The sequence below is a fragment of the Methylomonas sp. Uni0011 genome (genome assembly GCF_056850255.1).
This window is the reverse complement of sequence record NZ_JBVVNO010000002.1, coordinates 386,106-401,289: the sequence shown is the minus strand read 5'-3', so window position 1 is coordinate 401,289 and position 15,184 is coordinate 386,106. Positions and strand designations below refer to the sequence as shown.

13 protein-coding genes are annotated in these 15,184 nt (G+C 51.4%); 7 read left to right on the top strand and 6 right to left on the bottom strand.

The annotated features are described in order from the left end of the window. Positions 1–183: 183 nt before the first annotated feature. The 4 genes from dusB to purD all read left to right on the top strand — a co-directional run bounded on the left by dusB (position 184) and on the right by purD (position 4,385). Complete coding sequence (dusB, locus tag AC0IM9_RS04545; protein ID WP_482803214.1) at positions 184–1,161, top strand: tRNA dihydrouridine synthase DusB; 978 nt, start codon at positions 184–186, stop codon at positions 1,159–1,161. Next, entirely contained in the window at positions 1,162–1,425 is a 264-nt protein-coding gene (locus AC0IM9_RS04540) for a helix-turn-helix domain-containing protein (protein WP_140910622.1), read from the top strand. 29 nt (positions 1,426–1,454) lie between these two features. Beyond that, complete coding sequence (gene purH / locus AC0IM9_RS04535; protein ID WP_482803213.1) at positions 1,455–3,014, top strand: bifunctional phosphoribosylaminoimidazolecarboxamide formyltransferase/IMP cyclohydrolase; 1,560 nt, start codon at positions 1,455–1,457, stop codon at positions 3,012–3,014. Positions 3,015–3,095: 81 nt separating this feature from the next. Then, positions 3,096–4,385, top strand: a complete 1,290-nt coding sequence (purD, locus tag AC0IM9_RS04530; RefSeq protein WP_482803212.1) for a phosphoribosylamine--glycine ligase — start codon at positions 3,096–3,098, stop codon at positions 4,383–4,385. A 67-nt stretch (positions 4,386–4,452) separates the two neighbouring features. Here the strand turns inward: purD and AC0IM9_RS04525 are convergent, their stop codons facing one another. Together AC0IM9_RS04525 and AC0IM9_RS04520 are read right to left on the bottom strand one after the other, a co-directional pair. Continuing rightward, the gene (locus AC0IM9_RS04525; protein ID WP_140910619.1) at positions 4,453–4,857 is read right to left on the bottom strand and encodes a septal ring lytic transglycosylase RlpA family protein; all 405 of its coding nucleotides are present in this window, start codon (positions 4,855–4,857) and stop codon (positions 4,453–4,455) included. Positions 4,858–5,015: 158 nt separating this feature from the next. After that, positions 5,016–5,378, bottom strand: a complete 363-nt coding sequence (locus tag AC0IM9_RS04520) for a SirB2 family protein (RefSeq protein WP_445371064.1) — start codon at positions 5,376–5,378, stop codon at positions 5,016–5,018. Positions 5,379–5,768: 390 nt separating this feature from the next. Here AC0IM9_RS04520 and AC0IM9_RS04515 point away from each other — a divergent pair, with 390 nt between their 5' ends. Continuing rightward, positions 5,769–5,966 (top strand): hypothetical protein, encoded by a 198-nt coding sequence (locus AC0IM9_RS04515; protein WP_140910617.1) that lies wholly within the window; start codon positions 5,769–5,771, stop codon positions 5,964–5,966. A gap of 10 nt (positions 5,967–5,976) precedes the next feature. Here AC0IM9_RS04515 and AC0IM9_RS04510 read toward each other — a convergent pair whose 3' ends face one another. Next, on the bottom strand, positions 5,977–6,120 hold the full coding sequence (locus AC0IM9_RS04510; RefSeq protein ID WP_278211373.1) for a hypothetical protein: 144 nt from the start codon (positions 6,118–6,120) through the stop codon (positions 5,977–5,979). On the opposite strand from AC0IM9_RS04510, the gene AC0IM9_RS04505 reads away from it, so the two are divergent. Next, the gene (locus AC0IM9_RS04505) at positions 6,110–8,386 is read left to right on the top strand and encodes a Tex family protein (protein WP_482803211.1); all 2,277 of its coding nucleotides are present in this window, start codon (positions 6,110–6,112) and stop codon (positions 8,384–8,386) included. The two genes, AC0IM9_RS04510 and AC0IM9_RS04505, sit on opposite strands and share 11 nt — an antisense overlap. Before the next feature lie 97 nt (positions 8,387–8,483). Beyond that, positions 8,484–8,864, top strand: a complete 381-nt coding sequence (locus AC0IM9_RS04500) for an exosortase system-associated protein, TIGR04073 family (protein ID WP_140910615.1) — start codon at positions 8,484–8,486, stop codon at positions 8,862–8,864. Between the two features lie 50 nt (positions 8,865–8,914). Here AC0IM9_RS04500 and AC0IM9_RS04495 read toward each other — a convergent pair whose 3' ends face one another. From AC0IM9_RS04495 to AC0IM9_RS04485, 3 genes are all read right to left on the bottom strand, one after another. Then, on the bottom strand, positions 8,915–12,361 hold the full coding sequence (locus AC0IM9_RS04495; RefSeq protein ID WP_482803210.1) for an AAA family ATPase: 3,447 nt from the start codon (positions 12,359–12,361) through the stop codon (positions 8,915–8,917). Positions 12,362–12,489: 128 nt separating this feature from the next. Then, positions 12,490–14,394, bottom strand: a complete 1,905-nt coding sequence (locus tag AC0IM9_RS04490; RefSeq protein WP_482803209.1) for a tetratricopeptide repeat protein — start codon at positions 14,392–14,394, stop codon at positions 12,490–12,492. Positions 14,395–14,579: 185 nt separating this feature from the next. Continuing rightward, entirely contained in the window at positions 14,580–15,050 is a 471-nt protein-coding gene (locus AC0IM9_RS04485) for a pilin (RefSeq protein ID WP_482803208.1), read from the bottom strand. Between the last annotated feature and the right edge of the window lie 134 nt (positions 15,051–15,184).

Below are 15,184 nucleotides of genomic sequence, written 5' to 3'. Positions count from 1 at the left end.
CGTTCCAGTCGATCTGAAGCTGCGAACGCCCGGGAGCATCCTAAGAAAATTCGAATTCCCCAGACTACCGTCCGGAGGCAGACTCGGGCAGCCCCACGCAATTAGCGCCCCGGCAATCCCGGCTTCTCCATCCTACCGATTTTAGGGTATCATTTTCTGCCTTTTCGGCTAGCCCGGCACTCCATGAAGATCGGCCCTTATCAACTCCCCAACAATGTCCTGTTAGCCCCGATGGCGGGCATAACCGATAAGCCTTTCCGGCAACTGTGCAGCGAGTTCGGTGCCGGTCTGGTCGTATCGGAGATGTTGATTTCGAACAACACCCTGCAAAATCATCCCCGGACCTTAAAAAAAGCCGACCGTGCTGGGGAAGCCGGCTTACGCTCTGTGCAGATTTTAGGCGCCGATCCTGCGCAGATGGCCACCGCCGCGAGGCTTAACCAGCAACGCGGTGCGCAAATCATCGATATCAACATGGGCTGCCCCGCCAAAAAAGTCTGCTCGACAGCCGCCGGTTCGGCGTTACTCAGAGACGAAGATCTGGTGGCCCGAATTCTGGACGCCGTGGTCGCGGCAGTTGAGATTCCGGTCACTTTGAAAATTCGAACCGGCTGGGATCCTCAGAATCGCAATGCATTGCGGATCGCCCGAATCGCCGAGCAAAGCGGCATTCAAGCTATAACCATACACGGCCGCAGCAGAGCCTGTAAATTCGAAGGCCATGCCGAATACGACACTATCAAAAGCGTAAAACAAGTAAGCAAAATTCCAATCATCGCCAACGGCGACATTGATAGCGCGGCGAAAGCCAAACAAGTCCTGGATTACACCGGAGCCGACGCCATCATGATCGGCCGCGCTGCCCAAGGCCGCCCCTGGATTTTCCATGAAATCACGGCAAGCCTACAGGGTACATCCGCGATACCGCCTAATTTGACCGAAATCAAAACCCTCATAGCCCGACACTTGGAGAATTTATACAGTTTCTACGGCGAAGACAGTGGTGTTAGAATCGCTCGCAAACACATTGGCTGGTATTTCGATCGTCTCGGCACTTTGCCGGCCGCTCAAAAAGCGGCGATCAACCAGGCTCAGGACACCAAGCTGCAACTTAAACTGGTCGACGCATCTTTTAATTTAATTTCATCAAGAGCGGCCTAGATGGTAACACCACCCCCTTCCAAAGATAACGGCTGCGACCGCACCCTTTCAGACCATGTCCGCGATTGCGTTGAAGAGTACTTCAAACACCTTAACGGTCACGACTCCTCCGGCCTCTACAATCTGGTTTTGGCGGAAGTCGAGAAACCGCTGTTGGAAACCACTCTAAAATACTGCGATTTCAACCAAAGCAAAGCCGCGGTCATCTTAGGCCTTAGCCGCAGCACCCTACGAAAAAAGCTGGAACATTACGGCATTAGTTAACATTTTCTTCCCCCCTTTTTGAGGTTTGCATGAACAAAAAAGTGACCCGTGCGTTGGTCAGCGTCTCCGACAAAACCGGCATCTTGGAATTTTGCCGCGGCCTGAACGGCCTGGGAGTCGAATTACTATCCACCGGCGGCACTGCGAAATTGTTGGCCGAGCACAACATTGCCGTCCGGGAAGTCTCGGACTACACAGGCTTTCCGGAGATGATGGACGGCCGTGTCAAAACGCTTCACCCCAAAGTACACGGTGGCATATTGGGCCGACGTGGAATTGACGACACCGTTATGACAGAAAGCGGCATCCAGCCGATCGACATGGTGATCGTGAATCTTTATCCGTTCGAACAAACCGTTGCCAAACCCGATTGCGATCTGAATACTGCAATTGAAAATATCGACATTGGCGGCCCGACCATGATCCGCGCCGCGGCCAAGAATCACGAGGATGTCGCAGTTGTGGTTGACCCGGCCGATTACTCGACCATTCTCGAAGAACTGCAAACCGGTAACGTCACCTTAAGTCACGAGCGCCGCTTCAAACTGGCACTGAAAAGCTTTGAACATACTGCACGCTACGACACGGCGATCTCGGTTTATTTAGGAAAAGTAATCGACAGCGGCTTTCCGGATACGCTCAACCTGCAATTTCAGCGCTTGCAAACCATGCGCTACGGTGAAAACCCGCATCAAAACGCCGCTTTTTACCGGGAAAAAACACCTTCTGCCGGCAGCATCGCCGCCGCCAGACAGTTACAAGGTAAGGAACTGTCCTACAACAACATTGCCGACGCCGATGCGGCGTTAGAATGCGTTAAAGCCTTTTCCGACCAGCCGGCCTGCGTGATTGTTAAACACGCCAATCCCTGTGGCGTTGCGATTGGTAAAGATATTTTCGAGGCTTATAACCTAGCCTATGCAACCGACCCCACCTCCGCGTTCGGCGGCATCATCGCCTTCAATCGCGAACTGGACCCATCCACCGCTTCGGAACTAATCGGCCGCCAGTTCGTGGAAGTGATTATCGCCCCGGCAATTGCTGCCGACGCCAGGGCGGCTCTGGCCAAGAAGCCCAATATCCGCGTTTTGGAGTGCGGATATTGGAGTGAAACTGATGATGGCCAATTCGATTTCAAACGGGTCGGCGGCGGCCTGCTGGTTCAAGACAGAGATACCGGCAACATCACTGCCGCGGACTTAAAAATCGTCAGTAAGCGCGCGCCGACCGAACAAGAGTTGGCCGACTTGTTGTTCGTCTGGAAAGTAGCCAAATTCGTCAAATCCAATGCCATCGTTTACGGCAAACACGGCCGAACCATCGGCGTAGGCGCCGGCCAAATGAGCCGGGTCTATTCCGCCAAGATCGCCGGCATCAAAGCCGCAGACGAAGGACTGGAAGTCGCCGGTTCGGTGATGGCTTCCGACGCGTTTTTTCCGTTCCGAGACGGGATTGACGCCGCGGCGGCGGCCGGGATTACAGCTGTGATACACCCCGGTGGCTCGATGCGCGACGCCGAAGTAATCGCCGCGGCGGACGAGCACAATATTGCGATGGTATTGACCGGCATGCGCCATTTTCGGCATTGATAAGCTGCAGCCTCTCTGATTCATACCAATTTGGGCCGGCGACTCCGGCCCTGTTTTCCCAACTCATTTCCGGTAAGTCCTATGAAAATCCTGATCGTCGGTAGCGGCGGGCGCGAACACGCCCTGGCCTGGAAAGCCAAACAATCTCCCAAAGCCCCCCATGTGTTCGTAGCTCCCGGCAATGCCGGCACCGCGCTGGAACCCGGTATCGACAACGTCGACATTCAAGCCGACGACATTCCGGGATTGCTGAATTTCGCCCAGGCTCGCGGCATAGACTTGACAATCGTCGGCCCAGAGGTCCCATTGGTACTCGGTATCGTCGACCGATTCCAGGCGGCGGGCCTTGCCTGTTTCGGCCCTTCCGCCCAAGCGGCGCAGCTGGAAGGGTCGAAATCGTTTTGCAAGGATTTTATGGCCCGCCACGGTATACCGACTGCAGCCTACCAAACCTTTACCGACACCGAACAGGCCATCGCCTACATCCGCAGCCAGGGCGCCCCTATCGTCGTCAAAGCCGACGGCTTGGCGGCCGGAAAAGGCGTCATCGTTGCTCAAACCGAGGAACAAGCTATCGAGGCCGTGCAGGACATGCTATCCGGTAACAGTTTCGGCGAAGCCGGGCATCGGGTAGTGATCGAGGAGTTCTTAGCAGGCGAGGAGGCCAGCTTCATTGTCATCGCGGACGGCGAGCACGCACTAGCAATGGCGACGTCGCAAGACCATAAAGCGCGCGACAATGGCGACCTCGGACCCAATACCGGCGGCATGGGCGCTTATTCCCCGGCTCCGGTGGTGACTCCCGAAATCCATCAGCGGGTCATGAATGACATCATCATGCCTACATTACGCGGCATGCGCGCAGACGGGAATGAATATACCGGCTTCTTGTACGCGGGCTTGATGATCGGCAAAAACGGCACGGTAAAAGTTCTGGAATACAACTGCCGGTTTGGCGATCCGGAAACACAACCGATCATGATGCGATTGAAAAGCGATCTTGTGGAGTTGTGCCAGGCAGCATTGCAGAAAACGCTGGACAGAATCGATACCGAGTGGGACCAACGAGCGGCTTTAGGCGTCGTATTGGCTGCCGGCGGGTATCCAGACACCTATACAAAAGGGGATCCGATCAACGGCTTACCGACCGATAGCACCGAAGATACAAAAGTGTTTCATGCTGGAACCAAGTTAATGGACGACAGACAGGTGGTTACGGCCGGGGGCAGAGTGTTATGTGCCTGCGCTTTGGGGGCCGACATTGCCGAGGCTCAACGCAAAGCTTATATCTTGACCCGCCAAATCGATTGGAAAAACGTATATTACCGGGACGATATCGGCTTTAAAGCCATTCCAACTTCAAATCCCTGATCGGTAACAAAAAATCGACCGACTATCCGGCACGACAACATAGGACGGATAGTCGGCGATTCAAGCCTTAGGCGTCGCCGAAACGTACCACCTCAAGCTTCACTTTGGCCAAGCCGGCCTCTACAAAACCGAGCTCTCTTGCCGCTTGCTTAGACACATCTAACAATCGCTTGTTACTGCGACTAGCGCGGCTGTTGATACGTAGCTGAACACTACGGTTATTGGATAAGTTTACAACTCGCACCACCGAGCCGAAAGGCAAGGAGGCATGAGCCGCAGTCATTGCATTTTTATCGTAAACCTCACCGTTCGCTGTCCGCTGACCATGCAATTTGTCGCTGTAGTACGACGCAATGCCACTTTGTTCAATGGAAAGCAAACCGTGTTTCTCTGTTTTCGCATAACTAACAGAGCTAACAGACGCCAGGCCAGTTGATAGCGTTAAAAAAGCTATCCATCTCGCTTTTCGCATCCTACCCTCCTTTCGTTAAGAATTGACAGGAGGTTCAGAGACTAACCCAAGAGCCCCAGCATGACAAGCCTTTTTCGTTAGTTAACAATATTTTTAGCTTGTCAAGCCATATTTTCTCCATCAAATAAAGACCATCAAGCCATTGATATCAAATAACTTTATAAAATGAAAAAGGCATCTTTACCGATCGCCACCCCGCCGATGTACAAGAACACCAGAATTGCACCGAAAAACGCCAACCACCGCTGCTGACCTTCCCGACGAATCGCAAGCATGCCCAAGCCGATAAAAATCGGCAATGCCAACAACTTGGCCACAATCCAACCAAAATTGCCGTGCAACCAGCCACCTTGAAACACCAAAACAATACCGCTAAGCAACAACAAGCTCGCTAATGCGTGCGGCGCGATCTTCAACACCGGGCGCTGCAATAACTCAGGCTTGAGTTGCGCTGCCAGCACCCTTGCGACAAAGCTGACCGCAACCAGAACTACGAACAGCAAATGTACGTGTTTAACCATTGTTGTATCCTCATGATAAAAAGTGAAGGCGAAGCCCGATGCGGTTTCGCTGTCTCATCTTACGAATGCTAACACGCGTTTCCGTTTAAGAGATACCGAAACAACCGTGTTGACGGCTCTGCGGCCAGTTCGACGTCCGAACTTCGAATCGACCAATCGCCGGCGCCTCCGCCAGCATCACGTGAACGCCCCCGATCAAAACCGTCGGAACAGTCCGCTATAGCACTGATACAGCAAAAAATTTCGCAACGAAAAAATATTGTTTTGACACAAAACAAATTTAAGTGTAAAAAATGCCCCGTCGACTAACAATAATACTAAATTCGACATACAACTCGAGTTGCCCCTGTATAGGGCTAATTATTACAACAACAAGATGAGGATTAGAAAATGGCTGAACAAGAAAAAGACAATACCTTTACCGTAGTTGCTGTTGTTACTGCGATTGCTATTGCTGGCGTCGTTATGTTGAAACAAGACGAAACCAAACACTTGAAATACAGCGGCGACACCAGTTCTGCTGCCGAAGCTCAAGTGCTGTCTAAGCACAAAGATTTCAACAATGACGTCCTGAGCCAAGCAAAATAATTAGTTTGCTTTAGTCTTCAAAACGCCAGTTGCTCTGCAGCTGGCGTTTTTTTGTGCCTGCTGTTTTTCCATCCTTCCCTGCTTTTTCATCCGCTACCGGTACGATAAAATCGGCGGTTTTACTTACTCCGAGCAAAACACTGATGGATGTCATCCAACAAATCGCGACAGAACTTTCCGTAAGACCCCAACAAGTTGCCGCCGCCGCTGCCTTATTGGACGAGGGAGCCACCGTACCCTTCATCGCCCGCTACCGTAAAGAATTGACCGGCGGCTTGGACGATACTCAATTGCGGAACTTGGAAGATCGCTTGGGATATCTGCGTGAACTCAACGATCGCCGCGACTCGATTCTCGACAGCATCCGATCCCAAGGCAAACTGACGCCGGAACTGGAACAGTCGATCCGCGATGCCGACACCAAAACGCTGCTGGAAGACTTGTACCTGCCTTACAAACCCAAACGCCGCACTAAAGCACAAATTGCCCGCGAGGCAGGCCTGGAACCATTGGCTGACGCCCTGCTGCAAAACCGCGATTTGATTCCGGAGCAAGCCGCCGCCGCCTACCTTGATCCGGAAAAAGGCGTCGCGGACGTTGCAGCGGCCTTGGACGGTGCACGGCAAATCATCATGGAACGCATCTCCGAAGATGCGGAATTGCTAACCGAACTACGCGAACGCATCTGGAATAAAGGCATCTTGCAGGCAAGCGTGGTATCGGGAAAAGAAACTGAGGCAGCCAAGTTTAAAGATTATTTCGACTACAGTGAAGCGATCAACAAAATCCCATCCCACAGAGCCTTGGCTTTGTTCCGCGGCAGAAACGAAGATCTATTGACGCTGACGCTGAAACCAGCCGAACAAGATCAAGACGAGCACCAGCTTTGCACCCAGTTCGTTTGCCGCCACCTACAAGTCAATGACACCCAAAAACCTGCCGATGCGTGGCTGGCCGAAACCGCCCGCTTCGCATGGAAAGTCAAACTATTTACCCGCATCGACATGGATTTGAAAATGCGCCTGCGGGAAGCGGCTGAGTTTGAGGCCATAAAAGTCTTTGCCGCCAACCTACGCGATTTGTTGCTGGCGGCGCCGGCCGGCCCAAAAACAACCATGGGGTTAGACCCGGGTATTCGCACCGGAGTAAAAGTTGCCGTCGTCGACCCGACAGGTAAATTGCTGACCACGGACACCGTTTACCCCCATCAACCCAAAAACCAGTGGGATCAATCAATAGCAACGCTAGCTAGGCACATAACGCAATATAAGGTACAACTGGTTAGCATCGGCAACGGGACCGCTTCGCGAGAAACCGATCAACTGGTCGCCGACTTAATGAAACGCCACCCGGAATTGCATTTCCAGAAAATTGTCGTCTCCGAAGCCGGCGCGTCGGTATATTCCGCATCGGAACTGGCAGCCAAGGAGTTTCCTGACCTCGACGTCTCGCTACGCGGCGCAGTATCAATTGCGCGCCGGTTACAAGATCCGTTGGCGGAACTGGTTAAAATCGACCCCAAATCCATCGGCGTCGGTCAATATCAGCACGATGTCAACCAATCGCAACTGGCCCGCATGCTTGATACCGTGGTTGAAGACTGCGTAAACGCCGTCGGCGTTGACGTAAATACTGCGTCCGCCGCACTGTTAAAACAAGTCTCCGGATTAAACAGCGGCATTAGCGAGAACATTGTTGCGTTTCGCGACGCTAACGGTCCGTTCGCGAATCGTGGCCAATTAAAAAAGGTGCCGCGCCTGGGTGACAAAGCTTTCGAGCAGGCGGCCGGTTTTTTACGCATCATGACCGGCGACAATCCATTAGACGCGTCGGCGGTGCATCCGGAAGCCTACCCTGTAGTCAATGCAATTTTAGACGACACGGGTAAATCGATCCGCGACTTGATCGGCCAGAGCCACTTTCTGCGCAGCCTGAATCCGGCAAACTACACTAGCGCCGAATTCGGCCTACCGACAGTCAGCGACATTTTGCAGGAGCTGGAAAAACCCGGCCGCGACCCGCGCCCGGAATTCAAAAGCGCCCAATTCAAAGACGGTGTGGAAAAAATCACCGACCTCTTACCCGGCATGAGCCTGGAGGGCGTGGTCACCAATGTCGCGGCTTTCGGCGCGTTTGTCGATATTGGCGTCCATCAGGACGGGCTGGTACACATTTCCCATTTGGCTGACGAGTTCGTCAAGGATCCGCGCAGTGTCGTCAAAGCCGGCGATACGGTAAAGGTACGGGTACTGGAGGTGGACGTCGCCCGCCAGCGTATCTCGTTGAGCATGAAAAAAGACGTCGACGGCAGCGACTTCGTGCGTAGCGAAAAGACAACCCCAAACAACCACAAGCCTAAGCCGCAACCCGCACTACAGAATTCAATGAGTTCGGCGTTTGCAAAAGCCTTGAAAAAGTAATCCAATCAAGCTCTGCTATACTTTCGGCCGAGACGCGGCAGGCCTATAAGCCGAAACGCCGGCCGCGGTGCAAAATGGGATTTTTACAGGACACGCTATGAATCAAGTAACCCGCAACGCAGCAGTATTGCTGTTATCAGCCACCGCGTGCTTTAGCTTAACGGTACAAGCCGACGAATCGGAAAGTTACGGCCAGACCGTCGGCCGCAAACTGAGTACCGGTCTCGCCAACATCGCGACTTCGTCCTTGGAAATCCCCAAAAACATCATCATTATCAATAATCAAAGCAACGTGATTTACGGCTTTGTCGGCGGCACATTAAAAGGTCTGCTGAATATGGGCGGTCGTATCGGAGTCGGCGTGCTGGATCTGGTCTCGGCGCCAGTACCAACCCAACCGATAGTCTATCCGCTTTACGTCTGGGACAATTTCGACGCCGAAACCACCTACGGCAAAGCCTTTCGTCCCAGCCGATAGTTCGATTCGGCATAGCGGCCTTTGGAACAAGCCCAAGGCCGCCGCTTCTGCTAGGCAACCATCTTCAATTCACTCAAGCCGTTGGCTTTTTTCACCAACTCTATTTGAGTCTTAATGCGTTTTTTAACGGCATCGACATGGGAAATCACGCCGACGGTCTTACCTTGATTCGTTAACCCTTCCAGCGCACTCATCGCCAGATACAGAGCCTCGGCATCCAGATTGCCGAAACCCTCGTCTAAAAATAACGAGTCGATCGCCCGACCATTATTGGCAATTTCCGCTAACGCCAAAGCCAAAGCCAAACTCACCACAAAACTTTCACCCCCGGATAAGGTTTTCGGCAATCGGCGCAGATTCCTCTGTTTGGTATCCTCGATCTCCAGGGCCAAACCGTGATCGTTTACGGCGCTGCGCACGTAATAACGACCACTGAGTTTCTCTAAAATTTGATTGGCCTTGGACATCAACTTATCGACCAACAGCTGCTGAATCCGCTTGCGCAGCCCCCCCTGTTCATCGGAGATCAGTTTCAGATCCGCTTCCGCTTGACTGTACAACGCCAATTGATCGCTTAGCCGCCCCTGCAACCCTTGAAGCTTCTCCCGGTAGCCCTGTTGTTTGTCTAGCTTGTTTTCCAAACTATGGACTTCCTGCTCGGCGATTTCGAGTTGCCGAGTCAACTGCTTCAACGAATACAATATGCTTTCTTCGTCAGTATTCGCCATCATCGTCAATACCGCAGCTTCCCGTTGCAACTCTTCGCCCGTTTTAGTCAAGGCTTCCACAATTGACACTCTTAGGCCGGCTTGATCCGCCAGCGCCGCTTCGATTTGCTGGCGGCTATCGATAAGCATCAATGCCGCCCGCAAATCGTCGATATCGGCGAAGTCACTACCCGCCAACTTACCAGCAACCAAACGGGACATGGCTTCGAATTCGATTTGCTGAGCCGACAATGCGCTTTCGCAGTCGACGATCAGCTTTTGCTTTTCGACTAAGGCCAAATGCAAGCCCACGGATTCCTCGTTTAGTAATCGGCTCGCATAATCCGAGAGTGTGTTTTGGTAGTCGATGATGTTCGCCTGAGTTCCCCGCAATTTTTCCTGTAGCGCGGACACCTCCTCTATCAAGCCTTTTTGCCGCATTTCTCTAATCTGGTAATCCTGGCGACGGGCATTTAACTTGTCGAACAACAGGTTTTCCTTACCTTTACCGGGCAATTTCTCGCCCAATTTTTCGAGTTGCTGTTCCAACTGCTCAGTTAACGCTTTCTCTTCGGCTTTAAGGCTGGCAAAACGCTGCTCCACCTCCACAAACTCGGACGGCCGATTATTCCAGGCTTCATCCAACTGACTGACAGATGCGGCAAGTTTTTCCAGGGCAGACTTTTTGTTATCGATTTCCGCCAACCATTTCGCCACATTCCGCTGCAATTGGGCATGTTCGTTAACCAAATTTTTGATTTTCTCCAGCTCTTCCGTCTCGTTGGCAAGCAAGCGCTTCTGCAAGGAAACATTATCGATCGTCAAATCCTGGCTAACCACATTCAATCGATTAACCAGCAGTTGCCAATCCGAACGCATTTGCTGCAACCGCTGGTCGCGGGCGGATATTTGCACGCCCCGCTTTTCCGCTGCTGCGAGTTGCGCCGCCAACGTGTCGATCGTGGTTTTTAGCGCTTGCATCTTTCCGCGCTGGTCGACCAAGGCCTTTTTGGCATTACTCTGTAGCGGTGGCTTCGTCAGGTAAGGATGATGCAACGAACCGCACAAATAACAAGGCTGCCCCTCTACCAGCTTGCTACGTTCCGCGGCAAATCGTTTCAATAAGGCTTCGTTGGCTACCGCCTGCTCTAAAGCCTTGCCGATATTGTCCTCCCGGCTTAGTTCATCCCGTAATTCTTCCAGCCGTGCCTGCAGCCCAGCGGCATCAGGTAAATCGGCAGGTTTGCTACCAGCCGAAAACCAATGAAAAAACCCCTTCTTGTTGAATTTGGCGTTGACTTCGGCAATAGATAGCAATTCTCGAAAATCATTAACTCTGCCCTGCTGCTCCACCGCTAGGTCTTTCAGCTCATCGAAACTTTTACCTTGCGCCAACTCCGCCATCACGTCACGGGCGTCGCTAATCTTGGCTTCTAATTCAGAGATATCGGCTTTAGTGGCGTTTAGCGCCGACTTGTTCTTTTGCAAAGCCGCTGTGGTCGTCTTGGTCCAGTTCGATTGGCTTTTCTGTTTACCGGACAATTCCGCCAGTTCCACCCGCAGGTTTCGTAACCGAGGAATGTCCGGAAAATCGCTCAGCAATGCTGCATCGCGGCTTTGCTCTTGCAGCCAGGTATCGACTTCGGCCAACGCAGCTCTCTTTTCAGCCAGTTGCAGCTCTATCGCCCGGACAAGCTCGGACTCGCTGGGCAACAGCAATTTCAGTTCGCTGATTTTCAATTTCAACGTGTCGATCGCTTGTTTTTGCGTCTCCAAGGATTTACCGGCTAACTCCTCAGGCGTGCTGCTTTCAGCCTCTGCCCCCAGCTGCCTCCGCAACATCTCAAGTTCCTGCCGATATGCTGCGAGACTGGCTTGACTTTGCTCAAGCTGAACTTGTTTTGCATCCAATGCAATAAGTTCTTCGCGATACTGGGCGGCATCCTGCAACCCACCAATTTCCTGCAGCGCAGTTTGCAATTGCTGTATTTGATCTTCGATCTGACGTAGTTGGCTTTCCAGTTGTATCTGCCGATTTTGCAGAACCCGAACGTTTTTCGCGTCGCGCATCTGTTGTTCAAGCAGCGCTTGTTGCGCTTTCAATTCATCTGCCTGCTGCTTGAAATCCTGCAAATCCTGCTCGGCGGCTTCCAAAGCCTCGGGGGCCAATAGCGGGATCAATTCGATATCCTGCTGCAGTTGAGCCAAACCGGCACGAGCGGCTTGGTAATTGGATTCGGCTTGCTCCCGGTAATCCCGGTAAATATCGGAGCCGCTGATTTTTTCCAAAATATCCATACGCTCGCTATCGAGCGCGTTCAAAAACGCGGCGAAATCGCCTTGCGGCAACACCATGGACTTGCTGAACTTATGAAAATCCATACCGGTTAACTCGGCAATCCGAGTTCGGACCGAGTTCGGCGTGTCGGCCAAGAGCTCTTGCTGTTCGCCGTCTAACCGGGCTAAGGCCATGTGAGGCTGTAACACGCTATCGCCTGTACGTTCCACGCGCCAGCTGGAACGAAATTTAACATCGCCGAGAGCAAATTCGACTTGCGCCACACTGTCGTTGGTCTGCTTGGTCATCACGTGCTCCGCCGGCTTATCCAAGCGAAAAGTCTCGCCGTACAAGCCAAGCGTGATCACGTCGAGAATACTGGTTTTGCCCGAGCCGTTCGGCCCGGTGATCGCAAACACGCCGCTGTCGGCGATAGGACCTTGGTCGAAATCGATACGACCCTCGCCTTCCAGGGAATTGATGTTTTTGAAGTTGATGTTGAGTATCCGCATAATCCCAGGCCACGGGGCAAATTGTGGTAATTCGCTAAAACCGATTTGTAACGCCACAAATCGGGAAAACACTAAAGGCTTATTTTAGTGAATTCGGCCGGGGACCGCAGAAGAATAATTCACGAGCACTAATTGTGTACCATCGCTTTTTTGTAAGCGATCGCCTCCCTCAGCTTTTGGAATTCTTTGGCGTCAAAACCGTTTGCCACTCCCAAAGATTCGGCGTGCCGAATCACCTGTTCGGCTGTATCGTATTGTTCCAAGGCAATGAACAGGTAGGCTTTTTCCGCATGTAAATACATCCGATTCGGCTCTAATTCGATCGCTTTATCCATTTCGGCATGAGTTTGTTCAAATAAGCCCTGCGTTAAAAACACCTTGGCTTTAATCAGATGCATCATGGCTTTGTCGGTGAAGTTAGGCTGTACTAAAGCCGCATCGGCCCACTCCAAGACATTGCCGGCAATGGTTTTGCATTCGGAATCGCCGTTGACCACACAGGTAGCCGCGGAGCGCACTGAATCCATGGTTCGTAACGGATGGGAACGGTAAGCCACTCGACGTAAAATCTCCCGGTGCACCAAGGCCTTGAGTGCTTCCATGTATCCGCGGTCGAGTATCAACGGATCGTCATAATGGACCGGCAACTCGACATCAGTATCTGCTTTATCGGCAGCATGAAGATAAACCAACCTATTCAACTCCCTGAACATCTCTATCAGAGTCGAAACCTCGAACTCGTTCAATTTCGAAGCATTCAAGTAATACTGGTAGGTTTCCGGATTTGGGCCACGCTTCAGCTCCAGATTGTTTGCGTAGGCGCTATTGGCCCTGACCGAGCCGGGATGGTTGCGTACTTCAAAATAACTGAAACTATCCAAACTCGACCAAATCGCAGCGCGGGTATAGGTCGCCAGCGCCAAACTGCCGATGATGCCGGCGTAGAGTAAATTCAATAGGCCTTTGCCGACACGGCTGGCTAAAAAATGATAGGAGAGAACGACCATCGAAATCACTACGCCAATGCTAGGCAAATAGTTTCGATGTTCGTAAATCAATTCCAGCGGGAATACGGTGGACTCCATACCATGTCCGACAAAAAACCACAGAATGGCAAAAGTCAAAAACCGAAAATTACCTCGCCAAGAATGATAAATTGCAAATCCGATTAGCCCGAAAACACCGAGAATGGCTGGCAGAGTTGCGATTGGCCGAAATAAGCCCTTACTTATCAGAAAATCATCATGCGCCAAACTGAGTTCGGTGTTGTCCGGATAAAACAGTAGCCCCAAGTAATAAAACAATACTCTGGCTTGAGTCATTAATCTTTCTGTCAGCGTAAAATTCCGGGCTAAATATCCGCCGAGCAGGTAGTCGGGATGAGTCAGCAAATACAACACCGCAAGCAGCATGGGCAAAATTGCAGTGGTGCAATAGAAAATACCAACTTTGAAACGGGAAGCGGCGGGAATGCTAGACAACAAAGTGACTTCGGTGACAAAAATCAACAGCGGCAACAACAATGCATTTTCCTTGGATAAACAGCCCAAGCCGGTACCTAGCGCGCAGCCAAGCACCATCAGGAAAATCCCGGACGGCTTTTCGACTTGCAATCTACCTTTCAAAAACACTAATAGCCCGGCCAACATAAACAGAGTCGCCATGCTATTCATACGCTGCACGATATACAGCACTGAAGTAAGTTGCAGTGGATGTAAGGCCCAGATTAAGGCAGAAATAAATGCCAGTTTCCGGACGGGATAAGATGGCGCTGCCGCGCCAAGCAGCCGGCAACTCAGTAAAAACACCAAAAAGCTATTGACTGCGTGGATAGCAATATTGGTTAATTTAAATGGGACAGGGTCAAACTTCTGTCCGGCAAAATAATAATTTAATGCAAAACTGACACTGGCTATTGGCCTTTTAAACGGTCCGCTGGTACTTCCACTCCAGGCCGCGGAAACTTCTGATATTTTTAGAGCATGAATAGCAACGCCTTGGTTGTCAAGAATATTAGGATAATCGTCCGCCAAAAATGGACCCGACTTTCCAGCAAGATATACAGCCAATATCAACAAAATCGAACATAGTAAAAGTACTACGGTGGCGACAACATTTGATCTAAATAGACCACTTAGCAAAACCATATCTCTATTATATTGACAGAAAAACAAAAGGGGCTTTACAGCCCCTTCCATATCGTTAAAGCTTGATTTGATTAGGTTTTAGGCTGGTACTTAGGAGTGACTGGATTCGTAGAACCACTGTTAATCGTCCACTTCATTCCTGCACCGCTGGTACATGCGCCATCGTATTCCAATATGTTGTTAGTCCCCGGAGTTACGGCTTGACCAATCGTTCTGTAGGTAATAGTCACTGTCGCGGAGCCGGTCGACGAAGAAGTCAACTCGACCGAACTAACATATTTTCCATTAATAGCAGACTTATCCGGCAAATTAAAATTACTACTTGTGTTCGTTCCTGATCCCAGGGTTTGTTCACTACAAGCCACACCAGCCGCTGTGAATGCGGGTGAAGCCAAGCTTGGACCTTCTGAGATTTTGGATTTAACCGTATAGTCTTGATACGCCGGAATCGCGATTGCAGCCAAAATACCGATGATCGCGACCACGATCATTAATTCGATCAAGGTAAAACCTTGTTGTGCTTTTTGTAATTGTTTATTCATAAGAACGTCCTTCAAAGTTAACGGGGTTAAAACTCGGATTAAACAATACAAGTTGCGTGCCAAGTGACTGATGGCGCAATCTGCAGCCGCGATTCAAGCTTTTGAACCACCCCGCCGCCTATCTCTAAATTTGT